Origin of the sequence: Aeromonas sp. S41-2 (assembly GCF_027705845.1) — a bacterium.
Lineage (GTDB): Bacteria > Pseudomonadota > Gammaproteobacteria > Enterobacterales > Aeromonadaceae > Aeromonas > Aeromonas hydrophila.
Window position 1 is genome coordinate 418,933 of record NZ_JAPDCG010000004.1, and the last position, 24,250, is coordinate 443,182.

26 protein-coding genes are annotated in these 24,250 nt (G+C 62.8%); 10 read left to right on the forward strand and 16 right to left on the reverse strand.

What is annotated here, in order from left to right:
- Positions 1-95: 95 nt before the first annotated feature.
- The 3 genes from ftsX to ftsY form a co-directional block, all read right to left on the reverse strand.
- Positions 96-1,049, reverse strand: a complete 954-nt coding sequence (gene ftsX / locus OKC44_RS12650; protein ID WP_011704350.1) for a permease-like cell division protein FtsX — start codon at positions 1,047-1,049, stop codon at positions 96-98.
- On the reverse strand, positions 1,049-1,717 hold the full coding sequence (gene ftsE, locus OKC44_RS12655) for a cell division ATP-binding protein FtsE (protein WP_011704349.1): 669 nt from the start codon (positions 1,715-1,717) through the stop codon (positions 1,049-1,051). Before ftsE ends, ftsX begins: the two co-directional genes overlap by 1 nt.
- A gap of 90 nt (positions 1,718-1,807) precedes the next feature.
- On the reverse strand, positions 1,808-3,748 hold the full coding sequence (gene ftsY / locus OKC44_RS12660) for a signal recognition particle-docking protein FtsY (protein WP_270813166.1): 1,941 nt from the start codon (positions 3,746-3,748) through the stop codon (positions 1,808-1,810).
- A 110-nt stretch (positions 3,749-3,858) separates the two neighbouring features.
- On the opposite strand from ftsY, the gene rsmD reads away from it, so the two are divergent.
- Both rsmD and OKC44_RS12670 read left to right on the forward strand, forming a co-directional pair.
- On the forward strand, positions 3,859-4,488 hold the full coding sequence (rsmD, locus tag OKC44_RS12665) for a 16S rRNA (guanine(966)-N(2))-methyltransferase RsmD (protein ID WP_045790849.1): 630 nt from the start codon (positions 3,859-3,861) through the stop codon (positions 4,486-4,488).
- 111 nt (positions 4,489-4,599) lie between these two features.
- Positions 4,600-4,911, forward strand: a complete 312-nt coding sequence (locus OKC44_RS12670; protein WP_016349137.1) for a DUF1145 domain-containing protein — start codon at positions 4,600-4,602, stop codon at positions 4,909-4,911.
- 38 nt (positions 4,912-4,949) lie between these two features.
- Here OKC44_RS12670 and OKC44_RS12675 read toward each other — a convergent pair whose 3' ends face one another.
- Together OKC44_RS12675 and fabR are read right to left on the reverse strand one after the other, a co-directional pair.
- Complete coding sequence (locus OKC44_RS12675) at positions 4,950-5,315, reverse strand: YijD family membrane protein (RefSeq protein ID WP_270813170.1); 366 nt, start codon at positions 5,313-5,315, stop codon at positions 4,950-4,952.
- A 20-nt stretch (positions 5,316-5,335) separates the two neighbouring features.
- On the reverse strand, positions 5,336-5,956 hold the full coding sequence (gene fabR, locus OKC44_RS12680; RefSeq protein ID WP_005308043.1) for an HTH-type transcriptional repressor FabR: 621 nt from the start codon (positions 5,954-5,956) through the stop codon (positions 5,336-5,338).
- 149 nt (positions 5,957-6,105) lie between these two features.
- Here fabR and OKC44_RS12685 point away from each other — a divergent pair, with 149 nt between their 5' ends.
- Positions 6,106-7,224 (forward strand): fatty acid desaturase, encoded by a 1,119-nt coding sequence (locus OKC44_RS12685; RefSeq protein ID WP_016349135.1) that lies wholly within the window; start codon positions 6,106-6,108, stop codon positions 7,222-7,224.
- 479 nt (positions 7,225-7,703) lie between these two features.
- On the opposite strand, the gene OKC44_RS12690 is transcribed toward OKC44_RS12685, so the two are convergent.
- Complete coding sequence (locus tag OKC44_RS12690) at positions 7,704-8,957, reverse strand: phospholipase D family protein (protein ID WP_270813173.1); 1,254 nt, start codon at positions 8,955-8,957, stop codon at positions 7,704-7,706.
- Positions 8,958-9,034: 77 nt separating this feature from the next.
- Between OKC44_RS12690 and OKC44_RS12695 the strand changes: the two genes are divergently transcribed.
- A complete protein-coding gene (locus tag OKC44_RS12695) occupies positions 9,035-9,181 on the forward strand; it encodes a hypothetical protein (protein ID WP_168755950.1) in 147 nt (48 codons plus the stop codon).
- A gap of 7 nt (positions 9,182-9,188) precedes the next feature.
- Here the strand turns inward: OKC44_RS12695 and OKC44_RS12700 are convergent, their stop codons facing one another.
- From OKC44_RS12700 to tatA, 3 genes are all read right to left on the reverse strand, one after another.
- Positions 9,189-10,613, reverse strand: coding sequence for a lytic transglycosylase F (locus OKC44_RS12700; RefSeq protein WP_045528755.1), 1,425 nt, complete (start codon positions 10,611-10,613; stop codon positions 9,189-9,191).
- A 225-nt stretch (positions 10,614-10,838) separates the two neighbouring features.
- Complete coding sequence (locus tag OKC44_RS12705) at positions 10,839-11,141, reverse strand: DUF406 family protein (RefSeq protein ID WP_017408789.1); 303 nt, start codon at positions 11,139-11,141, stop codon at positions 10,839-10,841.
- A 14-nt stretch (positions 11,142-11,155) separates the two neighbouring features.
- Positions 11,156-11,317 (reverse strand): twin-arginine translocase TatA/TatE family subunit, encoded by a 162-nt coding sequence (gene tatA / locus OKC44_RS12710; RefSeq protein ID WP_041217014.1) that lies wholly within the window; start codon positions 11,315-11,317, stop codon positions 11,156-11,158.
- A gap of 274 nt (positions 11,318-11,591) precedes the next feature.
- Here tatA and OKC44_RS12715 point away from each other — a divergent pair, with 274 nt between their 5' ends.
- Complete coding sequence (locus OKC44_RS12715; protein ID WP_270813179.1) at positions 11,592-12,560, forward strand: LysR family transcriptional regulator; 969 nt, start codon at positions 11,592-11,594, stop codon at positions 12,558-12,560.
- A 104-nt stretch (positions 12,561-12,664) separates the two neighbouring features.
- Here the strand turns inward: OKC44_RS12715 and OKC44_RS12720 are convergent, their stop codons facing one another.
- Both OKC44_RS12720 and OKC44_RS12725 read right to left on the reverse strand, forming a co-directional pair.
- Positions 12,665-13,264: a YhgN family NAAT transporter gene (locus OKC44_RS12720; RefSeq protein ID WP_010635400.1), complete on the reverse strand. Its 600-nt coding sequence runs from the start codon at positions 13,262-13,264 to the stop codon at positions 12,665-12,667.
- Between the two features lie 102 nt (positions 13,265-13,366).
- Positions 13,367-13,612 carry a YecH family metal-binding protein gene (locus OKC44_RS12725; protein ID WP_024946227.1) on the reverse strand — a complete coding sequence of 82 codons (246 nt, stop codon included), beginning with the start codon at positions 13,610-13,612 and terminating at the stop codon, positions 13,367-13,369.
- Between the two features lie 208 nt (positions 13,613-13,820).
- On the opposite strand from OKC44_RS12725, the gene OKC44_RS12730 reads away from it, so the two are divergent.
- Positions 13,821-15,104, forward strand: coding sequence for a dicarboxylate/amino acid:cation symporter (locus OKC44_RS12730; RefSeq protein WP_270813180.1), 1,284 nt, complete (start codon positions 13,821-13,823; stop codon positions 15,102-15,104).
- A 14-nt stretch (positions 15,105-15,118) separates the two neighbouring features.
- Here OKC44_RS12730 and OKC44_RS12735 read toward each other — a convergent pair whose 3' ends face one another.
- Together OKC44_RS12735 and OKC44_RS12740 are read right to left on the reverse strand one after the other, a co-directional pair.
- Positions 15,119-15,433, reverse strand: a complete 315-nt coding sequence (locus OKC44_RS12735; protein ID WP_011704337.1) for a putative signal transducing protein — start codon at positions 15,431-15,433, stop codon at positions 15,119-15,121.
- Positions 15,434-15,489: 56 nt separating this feature from the next.
- A complete protein-coding gene (locus OKC44_RS12740; protein WP_024946229.1) occupies positions 15,490-16,392 on the reverse strand; it encodes a LysR family transcriptional regulator in 903 nt (300 codons plus the stop codon).
- A 96-nt stretch (positions 16,393-16,488) separates the two neighbouring features.
- Here OKC44_RS12740 and OKC44_RS12745 point away from each other — a divergent pair, with 96 nt between their 5' ends.
- The gene (locus tag OKC44_RS12745) at positions 16,489-17,541 is read left to right on the forward strand and encodes an HlyD family secretion protein (protein WP_270813182.1); all 1,053 of its coding nucleotides are present in this window, start codon (positions 16,489-16,491) and stop codon (positions 17,539-17,541) included.
- Complete coding sequence (locus tag OKC44_RS12750) at positions 17,541-19,094, forward strand: DHA2 family efflux MFS transporter permease subunit (RefSeq protein WP_270813185.1); 1,554 nt, start codon at positions 17,541-17,543, stop codon at positions 19,092-19,094. Before OKC44_RS12745 ends, OKC44_RS12750 begins: the two co-directional genes overlap by 1 nt.
- A gap of 90 nt (positions 19,095-19,184) precedes the next feature.
- On the opposite strand, the gene OKC44_RS12755 is transcribed toward OKC44_RS12750, so the two are convergent.
- Entirely contained in the window at positions 19,185-19,811 is a 627-nt protein-coding gene (locus tag OKC44_RS12755) for a lysoplasmalogenase (RefSeq protein ID WP_011704333.1), read from the reverse strand.
- Between the two features lie 188 nt (positions 19,812-19,999).
- Here OKC44_RS12755 and OKC44_RS12760 point away from each other — a divergent pair, with 188 nt between their 5' ends.
- Positions 20,000-20,140 carry a hypothetical protein gene (locus OKC44_RS12760; protein ID WP_162489544.1) on the forward strand — a complete coding sequence of 47 codons (141 nt, stop codon included), beginning with the start codon at positions 20,000-20,002 and terminating at the stop codon, positions 20,138-20,140.
- 9 nt (positions 20,141-20,149) lie between these two features.
- Complete coding sequence (locus tag OKC44_RS12765) at positions 20,150-20,272, forward strand: hypothetical protein (protein WP_260094751.1); 123 nt, start codon at positions 20,150-20,152, stop codon at positions 20,270-20,272.
- Positions 20,273-20,331: 59 nt separating this feature from the next.
- Here the strand turns inward: OKC44_RS12765 and OKC44_RS12770 are convergent, their stop codons facing one another.
- Positions 20,332-22,884 carry a TRAP transporter permease gene (locus tag OKC44_RS12770; RefSeq protein ID WP_270813188.1) on the reverse strand — a complete coding sequence of 851 codons (2,553 nt, stop codon included), beginning with the start codon at positions 22,882-22,884 and terminating at the stop codon, positions 20,332-20,334.
- A gap of 102 nt (positions 22,885-22,986) precedes the next feature.
- On the reverse strand, positions 22,987-23,958 hold the full coding sequence (locus OKC44_RS12775) for a TAXI family TRAP transporter solute-binding subunit (protein ID WP_167297631.1): 972 nt from the start codon (positions 23,956-23,958) through the stop codon (positions 22,987-22,989).
- Positions 23,959-24,250 lie beyond the last annotated feature (292 nt).

The following is a 24,250-nucleotide window of genomic DNA, read 5'->3' on the forward strand; positions in this document are numbered from 1 at the left end:
AGATTACTCCCAGAACGGCGGCCGTGCCAGAAACGGCCACTCTTTTACTTGATCCAGGTCGCAAAATCCAGCGCTTTAAAAAGCTGATAAATTAATCAGGACGGTTCGATGTCGCGAATGTGACGATGGACCGAAAACCAGGAGGCGATCAGCCCCAGCAAGGCACCCAGCAGGATCAGGTTGATCCCGTCCACCGCCCCCATCCCCACCAGCCGGAAGTTGCTGTTGTAGAGGCCGGCCAGCTCCTTCACCACCCCCTCGCTCCAGATCACCATCACCTCGGTCAACCACCAGGCCAGCATGCCACCGATGACCCCGAACCAGATGCCGGTATAAAGGAAGGGGCGATGGATGAAGGCATCGGTCGCCCCCACCAGCTTGAGCACCTCGATCTCGGAGCGCTGGTTGAGAATATTCAGCCTGAGCGTGTTGCCGACGATCAGCAGCACGGCGGAGAGCAGCAGCACGGCGATGCCGGTGATGGTGTGGCGCAGCAGGTTCATGATCCCCTGCAACCGGGTCAGCCACTGCAGATCCAGCTTGCCCTGTTCCACCCCGTCTTCGTTGTTGAGCTTGTTGAGCAGCTCGGCCGCCCCTTCCGGATTCTGCCAGCGCGGATCCGGGATCACGCTCAGCACCGGCGGCAGCGGGTTGCTGTCGAGGTAGTCGAGCGCATCGCCAAACCCGGAGATCTCGCGAAACTCCTTGAGCGCCTCATCCCGGCTCATGTAGGTGACCGACTCCACCTCCGGGTAGAGCAGGATCCGCTGTTTCATGTCGAGGATGTTCTGCTCGGGCAGATCCTTGCGCAGATAGAGGGAGATCTGGGAGCTGGTCTGCCAGCTGCCCTCTACCACCTCGGCGTTTTTCAGCAGCACGTGGAAGCAGGAGGGCAACGCCAGGCTGACCCCCAGCACCGCCAGCGTCATCAGCGAGGCGAGCGGGTTGCGCCACAGTTCCCCCAGGCTGGAAAAAGCCTGCCGGGCGTGGTCGACCCAGTACATCATGAAGCGCCGTAGCGGTGGCTGTTTATGACGAACGATAGCCATCAGAGCTCCTCCCCTGCCGAATACATGCGACCCGCCTTGAGGGTCAGGGTGCGATAACGCATGCGGGCGATCAGCCCCAGATCGTGGGTGGCAATCAGCACGGAGACGCCGAAGCGGTTGAACTCCTCGAACAGTCGCATGATGTCCATGGAGAGCTGGGGATCCAGGTTGCCGGTCGGTTCATCCGCCAGCAGCAGCGGCGGCTTGTTGACGATGGCGCGGGCGATGCCGACCCGCTGCTGCTCACCGCCGGAGAGCATGCGCGGCTGGTAGCGTTCCTTGCCGAGCAGCCCCACCTTGTCGAGCGCCGCCGCCACCCGTTTGTTGATGTCCGCATGGCTGTAGCCGTCGATCACCAGCGGCAGCGCCACGTTGTCGAACACGGTGCGGTCCATCAGCAGCCGGTGATCCTGGAAGATCATGCCGATCTGGCGGCGCACGTAGGGGATCTCCCCCCGCTTGATATGGCTGACGTCGTCGCCATGAAAGAAAACACGGCCGTCGGTGGGCCGTTCCATCACGCTGATGAGCTTGAGGAGGGTACTCTTGCCTGCACCCGAGTGCCCGGTCAGGAAGGCCATCTCCCCCTTGCGCAGGTGAAAACTGACCTTCTGCAGCGCCTGATGGCCGCCGCTGTAGACCTTGCTGACCTTGTCAAAACGGATCATAACGGTTCCCTGACAGTGACCAACCCCGACCTGGGTCGGGGCTGGGGGCGCACGACTCGCGGCGCCCGAGCTTGCTCATCGCGAAGGAGATCACTCCTCGCGACTGAAAAGCGCCTCGATGAAGTCGTTGGCGACGAACGGACGCAGATCGTCGATCCCCTCGCCCACCCCGATATAACGGATCGGGATCTGGAACTTGTCGGCTACCGCGAAGATGACGCCGCCCTTGGCCGTGCCGTCCAGCTTGGTGAGGGTGATGCCGGTCAGGCCCACCGCCTCGCTGAACAGCTTGGCCTGGCTCAGGGCGTTCTGGCCGGTGCCTGCATCCAGAGTCAGCATGATCTCGTGGGGCGCCGCATCGTCCAGCTTCTTCATCACCCGCACCACCTTCTTGAGCTCTTCCATCAGGTTGCTCTTGTTCTGCAGGCGGCCGGCGGTGTCGGCGATCAATACGTCGGCGCCGCGGGAGCGGGCAGCCTCGATGGCGTCATAAATGACGGAGGCAGAATCCGCCCCGGTGTGCTGGGCAATGACCGGAATGTTGTTGCGCTGGCCCCACACCTGCAGCTGCTCGACGGCGGCGGCACGGAAGGTATCGCCGGCGGCCAGCATCACGCTCTTTCCCTCGGCCTGGAACTGCTTGGCCAGCTTGCCGATGGTGGTGGTCTTGCCGACGCCGTTCACGCCTACCATCAGGATCACGTAAGGCTTCTTGCTGGTGTCGATCACCAGCGGCTGCTCGACCTTGGCCAGCATCTCGCCCATGTCCTGCTTGAGCAGGCCGTAGAGCGCCTCGGCATCCTTGAGCTGCTTGCGATCCGCGTGCTGCACCAACCCTTCGATGATGCGGCTGGTGGTATCGACACCGAGATCGGCGGTCAGCAGCTGGGTCTCCAGCTCCTCGAACAGCTCGTCGTCGATCTTCTTGCCACGGAACAGGCCGAAGAAACCGGAGCCGATATTCTCCCGGGTGCGCACCAGACTGCGCTTGAGGCGGGTGAAGAAGCCCTCCCGCTGCGGCTTCTCCTGGGTGTCGTCGTCCACCTTGGCGGCCAGCGGCAGGGCGGCCAGGGCAGCGGCCTCAGCCTCCATCTCGGCGACCAGGCGCAGATCTTCCGCTCGCTGGGCCTCTTTGGCGAGACGGACTTCCTCGGCAGCCTGCGCTTCGGCGGCAATACGGGCCTCTTCTGCAGCCTGAGCTTCGGCAGCAAGACGTGCTTCTTCCGCAGCGCGGGCTTCGGCAGCAAGACGGGCCTCTTCTGCGGCGCGGGCCTCTGCGGCAAGACGAGCCTCTTCTGCAGCGCGGGCCTCGGCAGCAAGACGGGCCTCTTCTGCAGCACGGGCTTCGGCAGCAATGCGAGCCTCTTCCGCGACGCGGGCTTCGGCAGCAACACGAGCCTCTTCTGCTGCAGCGCGAGCCTCGGTGGCAAGACGCGCTTCTTCTGCGGTACAGGCCTCGGCAGCAATACGAGCCTCTTCTGCGGCGCGGGCCTCGGCGGCAATGCGAGTCTCTTCTGCGGCGCGGGCTTCGGCAGCAATGCGAGCCTCTTCTGCGGCGCGAGCCTCAGCGGCAAGACGAGCCTCTTGCGCAGCCTGAGCTTCAGCAGCAATACGGGCCTCTTCTGCGGCGCGGGCTTCGGCAGCAATACGAACTTCTTGCGCAGCCTTGAGCTCGGCAGCAACACGGGCAGCCTCTTGCGCCTGCGCTTTCGCAGCGGCACGCTCCTCTTCGGCCAGCAGGGCTTCATTGACGATCACCGGCTCCAGATCGGAGGCACACTCCTCCACTACCAGCGGACCATGGTCGTCCAGTTCGGCAGGTGGGCAGCAATCGTCGTGCAAAACGGAATTCTGTGCGCTGGCGGGCACTTCAGCCGCCACGGCTGGCGTAGGATCGGAAACGGGAGCGGGGGCAGCAGCGACCTCGGGCTCAGCGGTAATCGGGGTGGCTTGCGGTGTCTGTGGTTGGACAGCCTCAGCCTCTTCTTTCTTGCGGCCGAAACCCAGCCAGGAAAACAAACCTTTTGCCATCTAAAAATACTCACATCAAAGGCTGACTGCTAAGATAGCCGTCCCTCGGCGGGTCGGCATAAAAATGAACCGCCTTATACTACCACTTTATTTTCTGACGACGAAACGCGATGCCCAGAGTGAAATCCAGCCGTAACGGCCCGAGCAAGAGCCCAGCCCCGCAGGGGAAATCGGGCTTTGTAAGAATCATCAGCGGTCAGTGGCGAGGCCGCAAACTGCCGGTCAGGGATGTGGAAGGACTCAGACCCACCACGGATCGCGTCAAGGAGACCATCTTCAACTGGCTGGCCCCGCATGTCCGTGGCACCCGCTGTCTGGATCTGTTCGCCGGCAGCGGCGGCCTGGGGCTGGAGGCGCTGTCGCGCTATGCCGAGCAGGTCACCCTGATCGAGATGGACAAGGGCGCCGCCGACCAGATCAAGAAGAACCTGACCACCCTCGGCAGCAGCCAGGGCCAGGTGATCCAGTCCGATGCCGTCAGCTGGCTGCAGGGGCCGGCTACGCCGTTCGATCTGGTGTTTCTCGATCCCCCCTTTCGCCGCGAGCTACTGCCTCAGGTCTGCGAGCTGCTTGAGCTGCGCGGCTGGCTGGCGCCGGACGCCCTCATCTATCTGGAGCGGGAGAAGGAGATGGCCGATCTGCCGCTGCCGGCCAGCTGGCAACTACTCAAGGACAAACAGGCAGGCCAGGTCTGCTATCAGCTCTATCTGCGGGACACCAAGCATGACGCTGCAGTTTAAAGGGAGGAGATGGGCGCGGTGCCCCTCCCCGTCAATTTGGACAACGGCTCAAGGACAAGCAGGCCGATCAAATCCAAGTCTGCTATCAACTCTATCTGCGGGAGGTAAACGATGAAGCGGGTGTTTAATCTGTTGGCGATGGGCCTCATCCTGTTCTTCTGGTTCGGCGTGCTGGTCAGCCTGATTGCCCCGCTGCCGGGCAAGCTCAACGGCTTTCTGCCGGTGTGCGGCGTGATCGTGGCCCTGATGCACTGGGTGCAGGCCAGCATGGTCAAGGCGGCCTGCAAGCCCTACTTCGCGGTGAGCCGGCTTGAGTTCACCCAGGTGCTAGTGTTCGGGGTGTTCGGCATGGTGGAGATCCGCGCCAGGCTGCAGGCCATCGTCGATGCCAAACAGCGCGGCACAGACAACAAAGCCGGGTGATCCCGGCTCTGTCATGGTGGTTCAGGAAGGAGTGCTGGTCACTCCTTCTCTTTTTTCCCCACGCTGATGCCGAGCTTGATGGAGAGCACCGCCAGCAGCAGCAACATCATGATGAGCGAGAAGAAGTTGCTGCCAAGCTCGGGGTACTGCACCTTGACCAGCGTCGAGTGGCCGAACACGCCAATGAAGAAGCAGAGCAGCATGCAAACGGGTGTGTTGCCCTCCAGCGAGACATGACGGTAGTGCTGGTAGAGCTGATAGGCAGCCAGCACCAGGGCGATCATCGGGAAGAAAGAGAAGGGCACCACCGACTCCGACAAGACCGTCAGGGAGGCATCACCACAGATGCCGATGAGCAGGGCCAGCAGCAGGGGTTTCTTCGGGATCGGGTTCTGATCATGCATGGAGCTGTCCATCCTTTGACTTAAGAGAGAGGTTCACGGCGCTTCTGGTTCTGGACCTCGGCGCCCATGGCGATCATGCGTAGCTGACGGATGGTGCGATCGGACAGGGCCCGGCACTCCTCGCTGGTCATGTCGAGGGCATCGGCACCGGCGCTGAAGACGATGGTCACCATGGCTTCGGCCTGGATGTAGGCCTCTTCCCGCGGCGCTCCCGTGGTGGCCTCGAGGTAATCGGTCAGCTCGGCGATGAAGTGCTGGATCTCCCGCGCCACCGCCTGCCGGAATGCCGCCGAGGTGCCGGAGCGCTCGCGCAGCAGCAGCCGGAAGATGTTCGGGTTGTTCTCGACGAACTCCATGAAGGTCTGCACCGAGGTGCTGATGACGCTGCCGCCCCCGGCGATGCGCTGGCGCGCCTGGCGCATCAGCTGGCGCAGGGTCAGGCCGCCTTCATCCACCAGGGTCAGCCCCAGCTCCTCCATGTCGCGAAAGTGACGATAGAAGGAAGTGGGCGCTATGCCGGCCTCCCGTGCCACTTCCCGCAGGCTGAGGTTGGAAAAACTGCGGTTGGCGCACAGTTGGCTGAACGCCGCCTCGATCAGAGTACGCCGGGTTTTTTCTTTTTGTTGCGCGCGAATACCCACGAAAACAGTCACCTTCAGGTTATCGAGGCCAAATGATAACCCGAAGGCTGCGCCAGGATCAGGTTTGTCTCCTACTTTTTTACCATTGACCCGAATTCTGGCTGCATGGAGAATGGCGCACAGCTGTTCGCTGAAAGGAACCGAGTGAGATGGAACGCCCCCCGATCATCATGACCAACACCCTGCTGTTTGCCCTCTCCGGGCTGACCGCACTGATCGCCGTGCCCTGGTACGGCATGACCCATGGCTATGACCTCTGGCAGTGGGGCAGCTTCCTGCTGCTGTTCTGCTATTGCGGCATCTCCATTACCGCCGGCTACCACCGGCTCTGGTCCCACAAGGCCTACAAGGCACACCCGATCCTGCAGTGGATCTTCGCCATCGGCGGTGCCCTCGCCCTGCAAAACTCGGCCCTGCACTGGTCTTCCGACCATCGCCGCCACCATCGCCACGTGGATGACAACCAGCAGGATCCCTACAGTGCAGGACGCGGTTTCTGGTACTCCCACATCGGCTGGATGCTGCGCGAATACCAGGGCGACACCTATCACGACTACAGCAATGTGCGGGATCTGCAGAACAATCCCATCGTCGTTTTCCAGCACAAGCACTATCTGGCGCTGACCCTGGCCACCAACATCGGCATCCCGCTGCTGCTGGGGCTCGTCCACGGCGATCTGCTCGGTATGTTGCTGCTGGCCGGGGTGCTGCGCATGGTGATGACTCATCACACCACCTTCTTCATCAACTCGCTGGCCCACATCTGGGGCAGCCAGCCCTTCACCGACCGCAACAGCGCACGGGACAACGGCATCCTGGCCTTCTTCACCTTCGGCGAGGGTTACCACAACTTTCATCACCTGTTCGAGAACGACTATCGCAACGGTATCCACTGGTGGCAGTTCGATCCCACCAAATGGCTGATCCGCAGCGCCTCCTGGTGCGGGCTGACCCGGGATCTGCGCGCCTGTCCGGAAGAGCGGATCGAACAGGCCAGGCTGGAGATGCAGCTGAAACGGGCCCAGGCCAAGCTGCGCAAGCAGGATGACAGGGAGCTGTGGCAGGCCCTGCTGCAGGAGGAGTACGACAAGCTGAACCAGCAGTTGCAGCACTACTACGCCAGCCGCAAACGCCTGCTGGAGCAGCGCAAGCGCAAGGCACTGGCCCGCTACGACCAACTGAAGCTGCAGCTGGAGTATCGCAACCTGCACGATGCCTTCATCGCCGCCAAACGCAACTGGAGCCGACTGCTGGCAGGCATCGCCTGACTCTGGATCGTCGGGTTGAGCAAAGAAAAAGACCGCCAATCGGCGGTCTTTTTCTGGGCGCGGCTCAGCCAGCGAGCCATAAAAAATGGGGTGACACTCGCATGTCACCCCCTCGCAAATAGCATGTTCCATATTGGAATCCGGTCCTGTCGGGTGCTGCCCCTGTTTCCTGAGTTTCCGCTACCCATCTGAAGCAGGCGCCTGCTGGAGCAATCCAGTTGGCCAGTTCCCTTCACGACCCTCTTCCGCACGGCGGCAAGCCACCGTGTTGTCCTTGCAGTTGAAATATTACGCAGATAAATAAAATAAAAAACCGTTTTATGCGCCCGTGTATGCAAGCTGCAGCCGTTCATGGAACTTCGGTCAGAAAACAATTCGATTAAAAACAATACGATAAACCAGTTCATCGCCATAGGATGGCAAACGTTATCCTCGAAGGCGCACAAGGCTTTGCGAGATCTCGCACACGCTCGGCCCGCTCACAACCAGCGCTGCAACGGCAACCAGTCACTGACCCTCGCCAGCAGGCGGCGCAGGGTGGAGGGCGGGGCCGCCACCGAGTGGGAAGAGCGTTGCTGCCAGGTCGCCAGCCACAGCTGCAACTCGGCGCACAGCGCAGGACAGGCCAGATGCAGCACCAGCTCGGTGTTGAGCAGCAGGGAGCGCGGATCCAGATTGAAGCTGCCGAGCAGCGCCTCCTCCTCCCCCACCAGGATCAGCTTGGCGTGCAGACTGAGCGACTCCCCCTCCAGCTCCGACAGCGCGATACCCTGCCGTATCAGCCAGGGACGGTGACGGCGATAGGCGCCGTACACCAGCGGCACATCCGTGCTGGCCAGGGAGTTGGTCAGGATGTCAATGTTCACCCCCGCCTGCCGCTGCTGCCTGAGCCGGCGGCGCAGTCCCCGGGTCAGGATGAGATAAGGGGTGACCAGACTCAGCGTGCCTTGGTTGTCGGCCAGCTTGCGCCAGAGCAGGCGTGCGGTGGTGGGTCGAGACACCAGCCCCTTGCCGGGTCGATCAAACCACACTTCTGCCCGCCCGGCATGCCAGCGCAGGGGGACGGGTTCGGAATCGAACAGGCTGACTGGCAGATCGTAGACGGCCGCCACCTGCGGCTCGTTCATCGTCAGCAGAAAGTCGTTCACCACCTGCACCTCGGCCCGTTGCAGCGGGCGCCGCAGCAGCCGGCGGATCGGATGGCTCCAGCGGCTGCGCCAGAATTGATCGAACCCCTGCTCGGCCTGCTGGCAGAGCGGGCCGCGGCAGGCGAGATCCAGATCGACGAACTGGGGCGCCCCACCGAGCCCGAAGTAACGGTCCCCGATGTTGCGACCGCCGATCACCGCCTGACTGCCATCCACCAGCAGCAGCTTGTTGTGCATGCGGTGATTGATGCGGCGAAAGCTGAGCAGCCCTTCCAGCAGCAGGGTCAGTGGCCGCCAGCCACGCAACCAGAAGGGATTGAACAGGCGCACCTCGATGCCCGGCTGGTGGGCCACCATCTCCAGGAAACGGTTGTCGCCGGCATAGAGGTCATCGATGAGCAGCTGCACCCGCACTCCGCGCCGGGCGGCATGCAGCAGCTCCGCCAGCAACAGCTTGCCGCTGCTGTCCTCCTCCCAGCTGTAGTACTGGGCCTGGATCCGGCTTCTGGCACCGCGGATCAGCTGGCAGCGCAGTTTGAGTGCCAGCTCGGGCTGGTCTATCAGGGCAAATTCAGCGGGGATCATGGCGTCATCCGCCTGTCATGAGGAAATGGCATAACGCTGGCTAAGGGCCTCGTAGCAACAGGATGAAGGAATTTACCATGGAACTCACGGATCGCCCCGCCATCAGTCACAGACCGCAGGCCAGTGAGCCGGATCCCTCGCCGAGCGGCCAGCTGGCCCCCTGGTATCTGCAGCATAAGGATCAGGCCTGGCAGCCCTTTGCCCCGCCCGCCCAACCACACTAGCAGGACGTCAGGGCTGGGCCACCGCCTCGATGGCGGCCGCCTTGCCCTCCAGCTGGGGCAGGCTGAAGCGGTAGGCCACATAGTACTTGTAGATGGTGCTGACATAGTTGATGGGCCCCTGGCCCACCTCGTTGGCCACCAGCTGCTCCACGTTGCCGAACCAGACATTCGGATCCAGCCCGGCGGCCTCGGCCTTGGCCCTGAGCGCCTGCACCCGGTTCGGGCCGGCATTGTAGGCCGCCAGCGCAAACAGGTGGCGGTTGAGCACATCCAGCTTGGGATCATTGAAATAGGTGTCGAGGATCAGCCGCATATAGCGGCAAGCCGCCTCCACATTGCCCTCCAGGCTGGCAAGCCGGGCGCCGCGAATGCCCACCTCGCCGCCGGTGCTCGGCAACAGCTGCATGATCCCCACCGCCCCCCGTTCGGAGCGGATGTTGGCATTGAGCCCAGACTCCTTGTAGGCCAGCGCCGCCAGCATCAGCCAGTCCAGCCGGTACTTGTCGGCCTGCTGCTCCAGCACCTTGCGGATGGTCGACAACCTGCCCAGCGGATCCGGCGCCAGTATGTTGCTCATCTGGTCGTTGCGCGCCAGCAGACGGCGCAGAGCCATGTCGCTGTAAAGGGTGCGCTTGCCGGCATCGGCCAGATAGTCGTTGACGGCCTTGAGCAGCTCGGGACTGTTGTTGCGCAGGGCCCAGGCGCTGCGACCGTTGTCCCGCAGCGGGATCAGCTTGTGGGCCCGCAACCCGCTGATCATGCCGAGCCAGATCCGCCCCTTGAAGCTGTCGGTCACGGTGAGCGGTATGATGCCGGCCGCCACCATCTCCAGCAGATCCCCGTCCTGCAGATATTCAGGCACCGTCTCGATATAGATGGGCGGCAGCCCCAACTCGCGAAACAGCCAGTTGAGCTGGCGCAGGCTTTCGTAATAACTGGAGCTGGCCCGCACCCAGACCCGCCGGCCGGAGAGCTGGGTAATGCGGTTGAAGGTCGGCAGGCTGTGCTGGCTCACCACCCACTCTTCGATGGGAGCGATCACCGGGTTGGAGAAGGTCACCTGTTCGCGCCGGGTCGGCGTCACCGTCATGTTGGCGGCCACCAGATCCCCCCGCCCTTCGGTGAGGTAGTCCAGCAGCTTGTCCTGACGCACCGGGATGTAGATGATCTTGAGCTTGATCTTCTCTTTGGCCAGGTAGGTCTGATTCAGCCAGCGCTCGAACCCCTGCAGCTGGTTGACCAGGATGCCGTGCTGAGCCCCCTTGTCGAAGAAGAAGAAGCCCCGCTCATAGACCACCAGGGCCCTGAGCTCTTTCTTTTGCAATATGCTGGCGAGATCCCCGGGCTGGGGCAGCCGTTGCGGCTTGAGATCCGCCGCCAGCAGCGGCAGCGCACACAGAGCGAGCAGGCCCCAAAGCCAGCGCCGTCTCATGATGAGAGCGCCTGCGGTTGCTTCGCAGCGAGCGGGATCCCGTCAAACGGGTGGCGAACAAGGGTGGGGAAAATGGCGAAGAGCCAGCGCTGAACCATGATGAGATCGCCTTCTGTTGGCCGACTCGCGTCGGGCAAAACCGTCTGTGGGATAACTAACTATAGAACGCGGACCCACAGCAGAAGGGTCAACACGGCAGGCAAGCCTGCCGTGTCATCAGCAGGCTCAGATAGAGCGGGCACGCATCTCGAAAATGAGTTTTTCGGCGGTGCAGGTGAATTGCAGGCGGGCTTTCAGGATCACGCCGTTGGCGCCCTGACTCAGTTCGCTGCTGCTCTTGGCTTCGGCAGTGACCTGCTTGGCCAGCGCCTCGTAGGCGGCCAGCTTGGCACGAGCGTCGGCTTCTGCAGCGGCCTCGATCACCAGCTCCATCACATCGTCACCTTCGCCGATGATGGTACCAATTTCGGCGAAGCAGCCGCAGCTGTCACAGGTCTCGTTCAATTCCACTTTCTCTTCTACGGACATCATTCAACTCCCACTTATTTCGGCTGTGATTCATCGTCACGCAAGGCTTTGCGAAAATCCTTGATGGCGGTGCCCAGATCCTCTCCGGCACTCGCCAGGCGTTTGCTGCCAAACACCACGACGACTACCACGAGCAGGATCAACAAATGCCAGATATGAATTCCACCGAGTCCCATAGGGATACTCCTGACTGATAGATACCGATTGTTTGTATCAAAAGAAGGCGCAAAGATTGTTGGGCAAAATCAAGACAGGTGCAAGTTTGCAAATAAATCACTCAAAAAAATACGGCGACCCAGGGTCGCCGTATTGCTTGATGCTACTTGTCCCCTCAACCACTACATCCTGTACCAGCCGCCATCGAAGGCGAGAGACGTTTCGAGCATAAATTCGCCTAGATATGAAAACAAATGGTATAAATTCATCTAAGAATTGAAGAGGATTCATATCATGTTGCTGGAACAGTTGGGGCGCATCGACCTCAATCTATTGATTATCCTGCAAGTATTGCTGGAAGAGCGAAACGGCAGCCGGGCGGCCCGTCGGCTGCACCTGAGCCAGTCTGCCGTCAGCAAGGCGCTCGGCCGGCTGCGGGAAACCTTCGACGACCCCCTGTTCGTGCGCTCGGCCTACGGGCTGGAACCCACCGCCCGCGCCCTCAGCCTGCAGCAGCAACTGCAGCCCATCCTGCTGTCGCTCGACAACCTGATCCAGCCACCGGATTTTGACCCGACCACCACCGAGCGGGAGTTCGTCATCGCCAGCATGGACAGCGCCTTCACCCTGTTCGCCCCGCTCTACCTGAGCGAGCTGAAACGACAGGCCCCCGGCATCCGGCTGCGCTACGAGGAGTGGACCGAGAACAGCCTGACCGAGATGAGCCAGGGCCAGGTGGACATCGCCTTCACGGTGCGGGAGAACTGCATCAACTCGGACTTTCGGCTCGACACCCTGCCCAACACCATCTGCCAGCGGCTGCTCGCCATCGACGATCTGACCTGCCTGGTGCAGCACGACCACCCCGCCCTGCACGAACCGGAGTGGGATCTCACCCGCTACCTGGCCTATCCCCACGTGCAGACCTATTGCGAGGGGCGCGATCGCTGGATGCTGGATCACAAGCTGGCGGAGCAGGATCTCTATCGCCGCATCGAGGCGACCGTGCCCTCCTTCGAGGCGGCGCTGCGAATGGGCATGCACTCGGACATGATAGTGACCCTCTCCCGGCTCTACGCTCGCCACGCCACCCAGGTCTATCCGCTGGTGCCGCTGCCGCTGCCCATCGCCCTCGACAGCATCTCCCACCTGCTGATCTGGCATCAGCGTCACGAGGAGGATCCAGGCCACCGCTGGCTGCGGGAAACCCTTCTGACCCTCATCATGGGCAAGCTGGAGCCCACTGCTGCCGAACCGTCCTGATTGTCGGCACCGGACCGCAAGACCCTGACGGTCACCACGCCGGATCACAGGCAAAAAACGGGGCTCGTCGAGCCCCGTGTCTTTTCTGTTGGCATGCCGGCCGGTCAGTTCTGACCGGTCACCGCCAGGTAGTGGTGCACCCCGTCGAGCAGCATCTGCACCGAGATCATCACCAGCAGCATGCCCATCAGACGCTCCACCGCGGTGAGTCCTCGCTCACCCAGCAGCTTGTTGAATACCTCGTAGAACATCAGGATCACCGCGCTGGCGCCCCAGGCCATCAATAGCGCCAGCGACCAGTCCGCCATCCGGGTCGGCTCCTGGTTGGCCAGCAGCAGCAAGGACGCCAGGATCGAGGGGCCGGCAATCATGGGGATGGCCATGGGCACCAGGAAGGGCTCTTCACCCGCAGCCAGCCCGGTTACTCCGCCCTCACTCGGGAAGATCATCTTGATGGCGATAAGGAACAGGATGATGCCGCCGGCGATGCTGACCGCCTCCTGCCGCAGGTTGAGGAAATTGAGGATCTGCTGGCCGACGAACAGGAAGGCCATCATGATAACCAGTGAAAACAGCAGCTCCCGCATCATCACCTTGCGGCGCCGCTTGGGATCGATATGACGCAGGATCGACAGGAAGACCGGCAGGTTACCCAGCGGATCCATGATCAGAAACAACATGACGGCAGCGGAGAAAGTGTCCATACAACGCCCAGGCTAAGCCTTCAACAAAAGGAGGGGAAAGAGGGCGAAATATAACAAAGGCGGCGGGATTCGGCGAGCGCGGCGGGCGCTCGCCGGCAGGGATCAACCGTGGTTGCAAATCTTGTCGGCGTGAGTCTGGAAACCCTGCTCCGATTCGATGAACTTGCCGCGCTTGGCCAGGAAGTCGATCAGGGCCTCGGCATCCATCTCGCTGGCACTACAGGTGTGGAAACGGGCATCGGCACCGAAGCGCTCATCAATGGCCTGCTTGAGGCTGGCCCGGGTAAACTGGCCGCCTTGCGCCAGCATCATCTCCATCACTTCGTGACCGTGTACCGATTGAGTCATTGCAAACCTCTTGAATAGACATATTTGATGCCTATTAAATCCTGCCCCACCGCCGACGACCTTGATATAGGCCAACAAATTGCCGATTTCCCTGCGTCTGTACTGGTGATGGCCGCGGCTTTGTCGATAATGTGGCAACCTGAGCAGGGGATGGCTACACTAACGCCCCTTTTTGCCACCGCAGACCGAATATAAGGACATTGGCGTCATGCTGTTCCATGGACTGGCTTTCAAGCCCTGGCGGATCTGGACCCGCCGCCCGCTCTGGTTGAAGACCCTGCTCGGCATGCTGACGGGGATCGGGCTCGGCGCCGGTTTCAGCGAGCAGGCATTGCTGCTCAAGCCCATCGGCGTGCTGTTCGTCAACACCATCCAGATGCTGATGGTGCCCCTCATCTTCTGTTCGGTCATCGCCGGCCTCACCTCGCTGCTCAAGGGCAAGACCCTCGATCGGATCGCCGGCAAGGCCATCGGCCTCTACCTTTGTTCCACCGCGGTCGCCATCTGCATCGGTCTGATGATGGGCTGGTTGCTGGAACCCGGCATGGGCGCCAACATGGGGCCCTATGAGCGGGTCGGCATGGCGGAATCCCCCACCCTGGCCAGCGTGCTGAGCCACCTGGTGCCGCGCAACCCGGTGCAAGCCATGGTGGACGGCAAGATCCTGCAGGTGATCGTGTTCGCGGTGGCCCTCGCCCTCGCCCTCAACGCCACCGGTCGGCGCGGTCGCCCCGCCATCCTGTTCTTCACCTCGCTGGCGGAGGGGATGTTCAAGCTGACCCAGATGGTGATGGCGCTGGCCCCTTACGGTGTCTGCGCCCTGATGGCCTGGATGACCGGCAAGTACGGCATGAGCCTGCTGCTGCCGCAGCTCAAGGTGATCGGCGCCGTCTACCTCGGCTGCCTGCTGCACGTGCTCGGCGTCTACAGCAGCCTGCTGATCCTGCTGGCCCGCCTCAATCCGCTGCACTACTTCAAGAGCATCGTCGATGCCCAGGCGGTGGCCTTCACCAGCAGCTCCAGCAACAGCACCCTGCCCATCAGCCTGGCCTGCGCCGAGCGCCGGCTCGGGGTCTCTCCCGCCATCACCGCTAAGGTGCTGCCCATCGGCGCCACCATCAACATGGACGGCACCGCGCTCTATCAGGGGGTAACGGCCCTGTTCGTGGCCCAGGCCTTCGGGGTGGATCTGCACATGGTGGATTACCTGACCATCATCAGCATCGCGACCCTGGCCAGCATCGGCACGGCGGGCACGCCGGGCACCGGCCTGATGCTGCTGACGCTGACGCTGACCGCGGTGGGACTGCCGCTGGAAGGAGTGGCACTGATCGCCGGGATCGACCGGATCCTCGACATGGCGCGCACCACGGTCAACGTCTCCGGCGATATTCTGGTATCCGTGTTGATTGCCCGCAGCGAGCGGGAGCTGGATCTGGCGACCTATCACGACGCCAGCGCGGGCGAGGACATCGACTTCACCCTGCGCTGAGGCAGGGCGCGCGATTAATTTTCGTGGGGATCGTGGTGGCAGCGCCAGCAGACATCGAAGTTGGCGCCGTTCTCCTCCCCGCATTGACCGCACAGCCAGCCGTTGCCCTGGCGCTGCTGATAGCGCTCGATGACCCGCCCTGCCTTGCTGCGATCCTGTTCGCGCACCATCAGGGTCACCTGCAGCAGGTCCACCGGCAGTTCGCCCAGGGCGCCCGACAGCGCCTCGCCATTGAGCCGCACCGGCACCCCCTCCACTTCCAGCGCCCCTTTCAGGGCATGGGCCTCCAGCGAATGGGAAGCCCGATACAGATTGATCCAGTGATCCATGTCTTCCCCCTCAGATCCACTCACGATGCCGTGACCACGGCACCGCCTCTGACCAGCTACAGCAGGGTATCTATGCCGTAGTCGGCCCCCTTGGCCACGATGAAGTCGATGAACACCCGCAATTTTCGCGGCATCAGCCGCCGCTCCGGAAACAGCAGGTAAATCGGCACCCTGGGCTGCTGCCACTCGGGCAGCACGGACACCAGGGTCCCGCTCGCCAGCTCCTCATGGCAGAGCATGGCGGGCAGGGAGGCGAGCCCCAGCCCGGCCTTCGCCGCCTCTCTGGCACAGGTTATATTATTAACCCGAAAGCGGGAGGGAGGGTCAACCAGCACCTCTCTGTCATCCCGCTCAAAGCACCAGTGCGACGCCAGAAACCCGCTGGTCACCGCCACCCGCTCATGATGCACCAGATCCTCGGGATGGGTGATGGCGGGGCTGCGCGCCAGGTACGCCGGGCTGGCACAGATCAGGCGGGCGTTGCTCCACAGCCGCCGCGCCGCCAGGTTCGAATCGCTCATGTCGCCGATCCGCACGATCGCATCCAGCCCCTCGTTGATGGGATCCACGATGCGGTTGGTCAGCTCCAGCTCCACCTGCAGACCGGGATAGGCCTGCAGAAACTCCGCCACCAGCCTGCCCACCACCAGCTGCCCCGCTTCGATGGGCACCGCCAGCTTGAGGGTGCCGGTCACCTCCTGCTGGCTGGCGCTCACCATCAGCTCGGCCTGAGCCAGCTCGTCCACCGCCTTGCTGCAGCGCAGATAGTACTGCTCGCCGGCCTCGGTCAGGGTGAGCTGGCGGGTCGAACGGTAGAGCAGCCGCACACCGAGGCGCTGCTCCAGCTCGGCGATGCGCCGGCTCACCGTCGCCTTGGTCATGCCCAGCTCCTGGGCGGCCGCCGTGAAGGAACCCTTGTCGACGATCCGCACTAGAATCAATGCAGCGTTCAGATCCATTGTTGCACCAGTGAAACTGTATATCTCATAAATGGATACTAATCGAAACAGTCGGCCAGTGTTAGCCTGCCTCTCTTAAGTTCAGGAATCCCCCACATGAGTCAACACAAGAAGATCCCCCTGCTGGCAGCCATGATCCTGGCCCTGCTCGGCCTGTTGTTTGCCGGTTACTGGTATCTGCACGGCCGCTATTTCGAGAGCACCGACAACGCCTACCTGCAGAGCGAGGTCACCGGCATCGGCTCCAAGCTGTCCGGCTACATCAGCGAAGTACTGGTGACCGACAACCAGCCGGTGAAGACCGGCCAGCTCATCGCCCGCCTCGACGATCGGGAGTACAAGACCAAGGTGGCCGAGGCCGAAGCCGACCTGCGCCTCAATCAGGCGACGGCGGAAAATCTCGCCGCCACCCGCACCCAGCAGCTGAGCCTCATTCGCCAGGCCGAAGCCAAGGTCAGCTCGGCCAATGCCGAACAGGTTCGGGCCCAGCAACAGGTGCGCCGCGTCAGCCAGCTCAACCAGCGCCACTACAGCTCCCAGGACAGCCTGGATGAGGTGCGGGCCGGCCTGCAGGTCAACCAGGCCCAGGAGCAGGAGGCCAAAGCGGCCCTGCAGGCCGCCCGCGAGCGGCTGCTGGTACTGGATGCCGAGGCCAAACAGAACCAGGCCAAGCTGGCATTGAGTGCCGCCCAGCTGGAGCAGGCCAAGCTGGAGCTGGCCTATACCGAGCTGCGGGCACCGGCCGACGGCATCATCGGCAAGCGCAGTCTGCGGGCGGGGCTCTACGTCCAGTCCGGCATGCAGGTGGCCAGTCTGGTGCCACTGCAGCAGGTGTGGGTCGAGGCCAACTTCAAGGAGACCCAGCTGCTCCACATGCAGCCCGGCCAGAAAGTAGAGGTGATCCTGGATGCCTATCCGGATCAGCCGGTCGAGGGGATCATCGATAGCCTGGCCCCCGCCACCGGCGCCAAGTTCGCCCTGCTGCCGCCGGAGAACGCCACCGGCAACTTCACCAAGATCGTGCAACGGGTGCCGGTCAAGATCCGCATTCCGGAGCCGGGGCCGCTGGCGGGCAAGCTGCTGCCGGGCCTCTCCACCGAGGTGATCGTCGACACCCGCAGCCCTGATCCTATGGTCGCGGCCCACTGATGGAACCCATCCCGCGTCGCAACTGGATCGCGGTCATGGGGGGCCTCATCGGCGCCTTCATGGCCATCCTCGACATCCAGATCACCAACGCCTCCCTGAAGGACATTCAGGGGGCCCTGTCGGCCACCTTGAGCGAAAGCTCCTGGATCTCCACCTCCTATCTGGTGGCGGAGATGATCGCCATTCCGCTGAGCGGCTGGCTGAGCCGGGGGCTGAGCGTGCGGCGCTACCTGTTGTGGACCACCGGCGCCTTCATCGTCGCCTCCGTGCTCTGCTCATTCAGCTGGAACCTCACCAGCATGATCGTCTTTCGGGCGCTGCAGGGCTTCACCGGCGGGGCGCTGATCCCGATGGCCTTCTCCCTCATCGTCAGCCTGCTGCCGCTGCACAAGCGGGCCACCGGCATGGCGTTGTTCGGCCTGTGCGCCACCTTCGCCCCCGCCATCGGGCCGACCCTGGGTGGCTGGCTGACCGAGCAGATGTCCTGGCACTACATCTTCTACATGAACGTGCCGCCGGGACTGCTGGTGATGGCCATGCTGGCCCACGGGCTGGACAAGAAACCGGTGGACTGGGAGGTGATCAAGCGGGTGGATCTCATCGGCATCGTCACCATGGCGGTGGGACTGGGCCTGTTGGAAGTGGTGCTGGAAGAGGGCAACCGGGAGGACTGGTTCGGTTCCAGCTTCATCGTCCGGCTCACCGTCATCTCGGTGGTGGCGCTGGTGTTTTTCGTCATCAGCCAGCTGCTGCGGCGCCATCCGCTGGTCAACCTGCGGCTGCTGCACAACCCGCGCTTCGCGCTGGCCTGCTTCGCCTATCTGGTGCTCGGCATGGCGCTGATGGGTTCCATCTATGTGCTGCCGCTCTACATGACCCAGATCCACAACTACAACGCGCTGGAAATCGGTGAGGTGCTGATGTGGATGGGGCTGCCGCAGTTGCTGGTACTGCCGCTGGTGCCCAGACTGACCCACAAGATAGATCCGCGCTATCTGGTGAGCTTCGGCTTTCTGGTGTTCGCCGTCAGCTGCTTCATGAACATGAACATGAGTGCCGACTACGCCGGGCCTCAGCTGATCCAGTCGCTCATCGTGCGGGCATTGGGCCAGCCCTTCATCATGGTACCGCTCTCCCTGGTGGCGACCGCCAGCCTGACCCACGACGAGATCCCCTCCTCCTCGACCCTGCTCAACGTGCTGCGCAACCTGGGCGGCGCCTTCGGCATCGCCATCATCGCCACCCTGATCGACAACGACACCCGCATCCACGTCAGCCAGATCAGCAGCACCCTGGCCGCCAGCAGCATAGAGGGGCAGAGCTACCTGCTGCAGCTGGCCCAGACCATGATGGCACAGGGCTCCGGCCCCGAGCTGGCCCGTCAGCAGGCCCAGGCCATGCTGTCGAACACCATCAGCCGGGAGGCGGCCATCATGGCCTACAACCAGGTGTTCTTCGTGATGGGCATCTTCCTGCTGCTCGCCAGCAGCCTGATGCTGCTGCTCAAGCAGCCCGCCCCCAGGGCAGCGGATGCCGAACCGCTCGAGGCGTGAAAAACGGTAGAAATGGCATAGCAAAACGGGCCTGAGGGCCCGTTTTTTTGTCTGCACACGCCCCTTGGCGAGGGGACAACTCAGCCACAGTCACCCCGCCAGCGAGGCGGCAATCAGAAACTGGGCGGCGAAGTAGCTGGTCATCACCCAGGCGGTGGCATGGGGGAAGGGACGGCGGAAACGGTCCAGCGCCAGCATGCTGTCGGAGAACAGGAACATCAGCGCCCCCACCAGGGCGGCGGCACTGCCGGCGGTGAGAGAGGCATGCCAGGCGCCGGCGGCAACCCAGGCCATGCCGATGATCACCAGCATGTAGCAGAACACGGGCACCTTCATCTCCCCGAGCTTGCCCCACAGCAGGCCGAACACCATGCCGGCCACCAGCAGCAACAGCAGGCCATCCACCAGATTCAGCACCAGCGGCCCCTGGGCGAAGCCGACGATGTAGCAGAGGTGCGCGACAAAAAACGCCGCCAGCCCCTGGATGAAGCGGTCGCTCGGCAACATCAGCAGCACGTCACCGGCCAGCGACAGGCAAAGACCGAGCAGGATCCAGGCGTGGGAACCGTCGTGGTCATAGCTCTGATAGCCGAAGGCCAGCGCTATGATGAGCAGCATGGTCAACGGCTTGCTGATGTAGAACTGACGGGAGTCTGAGCCATAGGCCGCACGAATGTGCCACCAGCCCGATGCGATGATCAAGAAACTCAATAACATGCCCTGCTCCTCACGTGTTGCTCGCAGTCATACGGCAACATCTTCTTGCTGACAAGCAGAGTAACAAATTCCCCCGCCCAGTGGCAGAGGCGCTCAGCAAACGAGCAGTCTACGCCTAAAGTCTAATTGTCCCACCCACCCTGTTCGGGCATAAGGGACGGGTCCGGAGGATCACCATGGAAGACGCAATGAAAAACTATCTGCCCGCTATCGATATCATGATGTGCCACCTTGGCATCAGCTTCGAGCAAGCTTGCGAACAGCTGGGCCTGAGTCCGGTGGAACAACAGACCCTGAGCCTGCTGCAGGAGCAGGATCCGCAGGAATAATCCCTCCCGGTGATGGATATCATGATGTGCCACCTTGGCATCAGCTCCGAGCAAGCCTGCGAGCTGCTTGGCCTGAGCCAGGTGGGACAACAGACCCTGAACCTGCTGCAGGAGCAGGATCCGCAAGAATAAGCCCCCCAGCGGGGAGCATGAAAACGGCGCCATGATGGCGCCGTTTTTATTGACCCTGGTTATGCTCGCACCACCCGGCGCCGCTGCAGCCAGACGATCAACGCAAACAGCAGGAAGCCGGGCAGCCACATCAGCTCCTTGCGCCAGCGCTCGGTGGGGGCCTTGACCATCAGGATCTCCTGATCAAACTCCATGCCGGCTGCCGCTGCCGGACTGCCGAAGGTGACGCTGTCGATCAGGGTCTTGCCATCCTGCTCATAGAGCGCGAGCCCCAGGCTGGCGAGGCGGGCTGCCCCGTCCTCCCCTGCCGGCACTGCCAGCAGCACGGTCGACTGACGCAGCTTGCCCACTGCATCCTCACCCTGGATCCGCAGCCGCAGGGTGCTCTCCGCCTCCACCTCGCCCAGGGTCTGGGCCAGCTGGGCCGGCGGCGTCTCGCGATAGGGATCGTGCACCATGTCCATCCAGAAACCGGGGCGGAACAGGGTGAAGGCCACCAGCAACAGCAGCACGCTTTCGTACCAGCGACTCTTCACCAGGAAATGACCCTGGGTGGCGGCGGCGAAGATCAGCATGGCAACGGTGGCCACCATGAAGATCAGCACCCCGTGGGCAAAGTCCACGTCGATCAGCAGCAGGTCGGTGTTGAAGATGAACAGGAACGGCAGCGCCGCGGTGCGCAGGCTGTAGTAGAAGGCAGTGATGCCGGTCTTGATGGGATCGCCCTTGGAGACGGCCGCCGCCGCGAACGAGGCGAGCCCCACCGGCGGCGTCACGTCGGCCATGATGCCGAAGTAGAACACGAACAGATGCACCGCGATGAGCGGCACGATCAGTCCGTTCTGCTGCCCGAGCGTCACCACCACCGGCGCCAGCAGGCTGGAGACCACTATGTAGTTGGCGGTGGTGGGCAGCCCCATGCCGAGGATCAGACTCAGCAGGGCGGTCAGCAGCAACATCAGCAGCAGGTTGCCCATGGAGAGCATCTCCACCAGATCCGCCAGCACCAGACCAACCCCGGTCTGGGAGACGGCACCGACGATGATCCCCGCCGTGGCGGTGGCGATGCCGATGCCGATCATGTTGCGGGCGCCGGCCACCAAGCCCTCTCGCAGATCGATCAAGCCGTCCTGCAGGGAGCCGTAATCGTGCCGGCCATCGCTGCGCAGCCAGTTGAGCAGCGGCCGCTGGGTCAGCAGTATGATCACCAGCATGACGGTGCCCCAGAAGGCCGACAGCCCAGGCGAGAGGCGCTCCACCATCAGGCACCACACCAGTACCACCACCGGCAGCAGGAAGTGCAGGCCGGAGAGCAGCACGGTACGGGTGTTGGGCAGCTCGGTCAGCGGCTTGTCCGGATCTTCTGCCGCCAGCGGCTCATTGCTGGCGGCAATCTTCAGCAGCCCCAGATAGGTGGCGGCCAGCAGCAGGGCGATACCCGGCAGGGCATAGTCGCCCAGCGCCGGCTTGAGCCAGCCCAGGCCGTAGTAGACCGCCATCGACAGCCCGCTGATGAGGGCGGCGCCAAAGGCAAAGCCGGTCAACCGGCGCAGCCAGGGCTTGGGCTGATGATCGCCGATGGGCTGCATGCCGAGCTTGAGCGCCTCCAGATGGACGATGTAGAGCAGCGCTATGTAGGAGATGGTCGCCGGCAGGAAGGCGTGCTTGATGATCTCGACGTAGGGAATGCCCACGTACTCCACCATCAGGAAGGCGGCAGCCCCCATCACCGGCGGCATGATCTGGCCGTTGACCGAGGAGGCCACTTCCACTGCCCCCGCCTTCTCCGAGCTGAACCCCACCTTCTTCATCATGGGAATGGTAAAGGTGCCAGTGGTCACCACGTTGGCGATGGAGGAACCGGAGATGAGGCCGGTCAGGCCGGAGGCCACCACCGCCGCCTTGGCCGGGCCGCCGCGCAGGTGACCCAGCAGGCTGAAGGCGAGCTGGATGAAGTAGTGGCCGGCACCGGCCCGCTCCAGCAGGGCACCGAACAGCACGAACAGGAACACGAAGCTGGTGGAGACGCCGAGGGCGATGCCGAACACCCCCTCGGTAGTGATCCACTGGTGGTTGGCCAGCGCGGTGAAGCTCACCCCACGGTGGGCCAGCAGGCCCGGCATCCAGGGCCCCGCCAGGCTGTAGGCGAGAAATACCAGGGCGATCACCGCCAGGGCCGGCCCCAAGGCGCGGCGGGCGGCTTCCAGCAACAGCGGGATGCCGATGCAGGCGGTCACCAGATCGGCAGTGGTGAGGTTGCCCGGCCGCTGGGCCAGCGCCTCGTACATCACGCACAGGTAGGAAGCGGCGCCGGCGGCCACCAGCCCGAGCGCCAGATCGCCGAGCGGCACCCGGTCGCGCGGCGAGCGGCGAAAGGCCGGGAACACCAGATAGGCCAGCAGCAGGGCGAAGGTGAGGTGAATGGCACGGGTCTCGGTGTCATTGAGTACGCCGAAGCCCAGCATGAAGGGCAGCGGCGAGGCGATCCAGAGCTGGAACAGCGACCAGGCGAGCGCCAGGGTGGTGATGCACCCACCCATGATGCCGAGCGGCAGACGCGCCCCCACATCCTGGGCGATCAGTTCCTCGGTAGAGAGTTGTTTATCTTGCATAGGGGTTAACTTGTGCCAACGAGTACAACGACACGACACCCGCTGCCACGGGCTGCGGCAGGCGGGTGTCGAAGAGAGTGACAGCGGCCCTTGGGCCCGCTATCAGAGCCAGCCGCGCTCTTTGTAGTAGCGGGCAGCCCCTTCATGCAGCGGGGCGGAGAGACCCACCTTGATCATGTCGGCCTCTTTCAGGTCGGCGAAGGCCGGATGCAGGCGCTTGAAACGATCCAGGTTGTCGAACACGGATTTGACCAGCTGATAGACCACTTCCGGATCGGCCTTGGCACTGGTGGAGAGCACCGCCTTTCCGCCGATGGACGGGGTCGGCTGGTCGCTGCCCTTGTAGATGCCGCCCGGGATCTCGGCCTTGCTGTAGTAGCTCTTCTCGGCCAGCAGCTTGTCGATGTCGGCGCCGGTGACCGGGACCAGCACGGCGTCGGTGGTGGTGGAAGCTTCCTGGATAGCGCCGTTGGGATGACCGACGAAGTAGCTCATGGCGTCGATGTTGTTGTCGCCCAATGCCGAGGCCTGCTCGGCCGGCTTGAGCTCGGAGACCAGGCCGAAGTCGCCCTTCTTCCAGCCCTTCACCGCCATGATCTCTTCAAAGGTGTCGCGCTGGCCGGAACCCGGGTTGCCGATGTTGACCCGCTTGCCCTTGAGATCGTCGAAGCCGGCGATCTTGGCGTCCTTGCGGGCCAGGATGGTGAACACCTCGCTCTGCAGGGAGAAGACGGCGCGCATGTCGTCCATGGCACCCTCGGCCTGGAACGGCGGCAGCCCCTTCATCGCCTTGTACTGATGGTCGGACTGCATGATGCCGAAGTTGAATTCACCGCTGCGGATGCCGTTGACGTTGGCCACACCGCCACCGCTGGCCGGGGCGTTGCACTTGATCTGGTGATCGGCGGCGCCGCGATTGAGGAAGCGGCAGATGGACTGGCCCGCCACGTAGTAGACGCCGGTCTGACCGCCTGTGCCTATGGTCACGAAGCGCTCCTGCGCCTGCAGCGGACCACCAAACGAGACACCGACCAGGGCAGCCGACAAGGCACACGCCAGGGATAATCCTTTCATGTTGTTCATCCTTTTTGATTGATTCAGCTCGCCCGTTCCACGGGCGAATGCCGGACAAACCACCGTTCTGCGTCGGCGGTTGCCCATGACCTCGATATGAGGAAGCGGGTGAACGGCGAACGTTCCCCAAAAAGCCACCAGCATCCTGTGGTGAGACAGTCGGCTTCATGCCAACCGAAGATAATTGGCCCCAAGGGGGCCAATTAAAGAGTCATAACGGCTTCGATTAAGCACACGGCGCCAACATAAATCAAACAAAAACACAAAATGATGGATATGAATGACGAGAAAT

Coding starts and splice junctions, on each gene's coding strand:
- ftsX (WP_011704350.1), bottom strand. CDS start 1,049: ATGGCTATCGTTCGTCATAAACAGCCACCGCTACGGCGCTTCATGATG.
- ftsE (WP_011704349.1), bottom strand. CDS start 1,717: ATGATCCGTTTTGACAAGGTCAGCAAGGTCTACAGCGGCGGCCATCAG.
- ftsY (WP_270813166.1), bottom strand. CDS start 3,748: ATGGCAAAAGGTTTGTTTTCCTGGCTGGGTTTCGGCCGCAAGAAAGAA.
- rsmD (WP_045790849.1), top strand. CDS start 3,859: ATGCCCAGAGTGAAATCCAGCCGTAACGGCCCGAGCAAGAGCCCAGCC.
- OKC44_RS12670 (WP_016349137.1), top strand. CDS start 4,600: ATGAAGCGGGTGTTTAATCTGTTGGCGATGGGCCTCATCCTGTTCTTC.
- OKC44_RS12675 (WP_270813170.1), bottom strand. CDS start 5,315: ATGCATGATCAGAACCCGATCCCGAAGAAACCCCTGCTGCTGGCCCTG.
- OKC44_RS12685 (WP_016349135.1), top strand. CDS start 6,106: ATGGAACGCCCCCCGATCATCATGACCAACACCCTGCTGTTTGCCCTC.
- OKC44_RS12690 (WP_270813173.1), bottom strand. CDS start 8,957: ATGATCCCCGCTGAATTTGCCCTGATAGACCAGCCCGAGCTGGCACTC.
- OKC44_RS12695 (WP_168755950.1), top strand. CDS start 9,035: ATGGAACTCACGGATCGCCCCGCCATCAGTCACAGACCGCAGGCCAGT.
- OKC44_RS12700 (WP_045528755.1), bottom strand. CDS start 10,613: ATGAGACGGCGCTGGCTTTGGGGCCTGCTCGCTCTGTGTGCGCTGCCG.
- OKC44_RS12705 (WP_017408789.1), bottom strand. CDS start 11,141: ATGTCCGTAGAAGAGAAAGTGGAATTGAACGAGACCTGTGACAGCTGC.
- tatA (WP_041217014.1), bottom strand. CDS start 11,317: ATGGGACTCGGTGGAATTCATATCTGGCATTTGTTGATCCTGCTCGTG.
- OKC44_RS12715 (WP_270813179.1), top strand. CDS start 11,592: ATGTTGCTGGAACAGTTGGGGCGCATCGACCTCAATCTATTGATTATC.
- OKC44_RS12720 (WP_010635400.1), bottom strand. CDS start 13,264: ATGGACACTTTCTCCGCTGCCGTCATGTTGTTTCTGATCATGGATCCG.
- OKC44_RS12725 (WP_024946227.1), bottom strand. CDS start 13,612: ATGACTCAATCGGTACACGGTCACGAAGTGATGGAGATGATGCTGGCG.
- OKC44_RS12730 (WP_270813180.1), top strand. CDS start 13,821: ATGCTGTTCCATGGACTGGCTTTCAAGCCCTGGCGGATCTGGACCCGC.
- OKC44_RS12735 (WP_011704337.1), bottom strand. CDS start 15,433: ATGGATCACTGGATCAATCTGTATCGGGCTTCCCATTCGCTGGAGGCC.
- OKC44_RS12740 (WP_024946229.1), bottom strand. CDS start 16,392: ATGGATCTGAACGCTGCATTGATTCTAGTGCGGATCGTCGACAAGGGT.
- OKC44_RS12745 (WP_270813182.1), top strand. CDS start 16,489: ATGAGTCAACACAAGAAGATCCCCCTGCTGGCAGCCATGATCCTGGCC.
- OKC44_RS12750 (WP_270813185.1), top strand. CDS start 17,541: ATGGAACCCATCCCGCGTCGCAACTGGATCGCGGTCATGGGGGGCCTC.
- OKC44_RS12755 (WP_011704333.1), bottom strand. CDS start 19,811: ATGTTATTGAGTTTCTTGATCATCGCATCGGGCTGGTGGCACATTCGT.
- OKC44_RS12760 (WP_162489544.1), top strand. CDS start 20,000: ATGAAAAACTATCTGCCCGCTATCGATATCATGATGTGCCACCTTGGC.
- OKC44_RS12770 (WP_270813188.1), bottom strand. CDS start 22,884: ATGCAAGATAAACAACTCTCTACCGAGGAACTGATCGCCCAGGATGTG.
- OKC44_RS12775 (WP_167297631.1), bottom strand. CDS start 23,958: ATGAAAGGATTATCCCTGGCGTGTGCCTTGTCGGCTGCCCTGGTCGGT.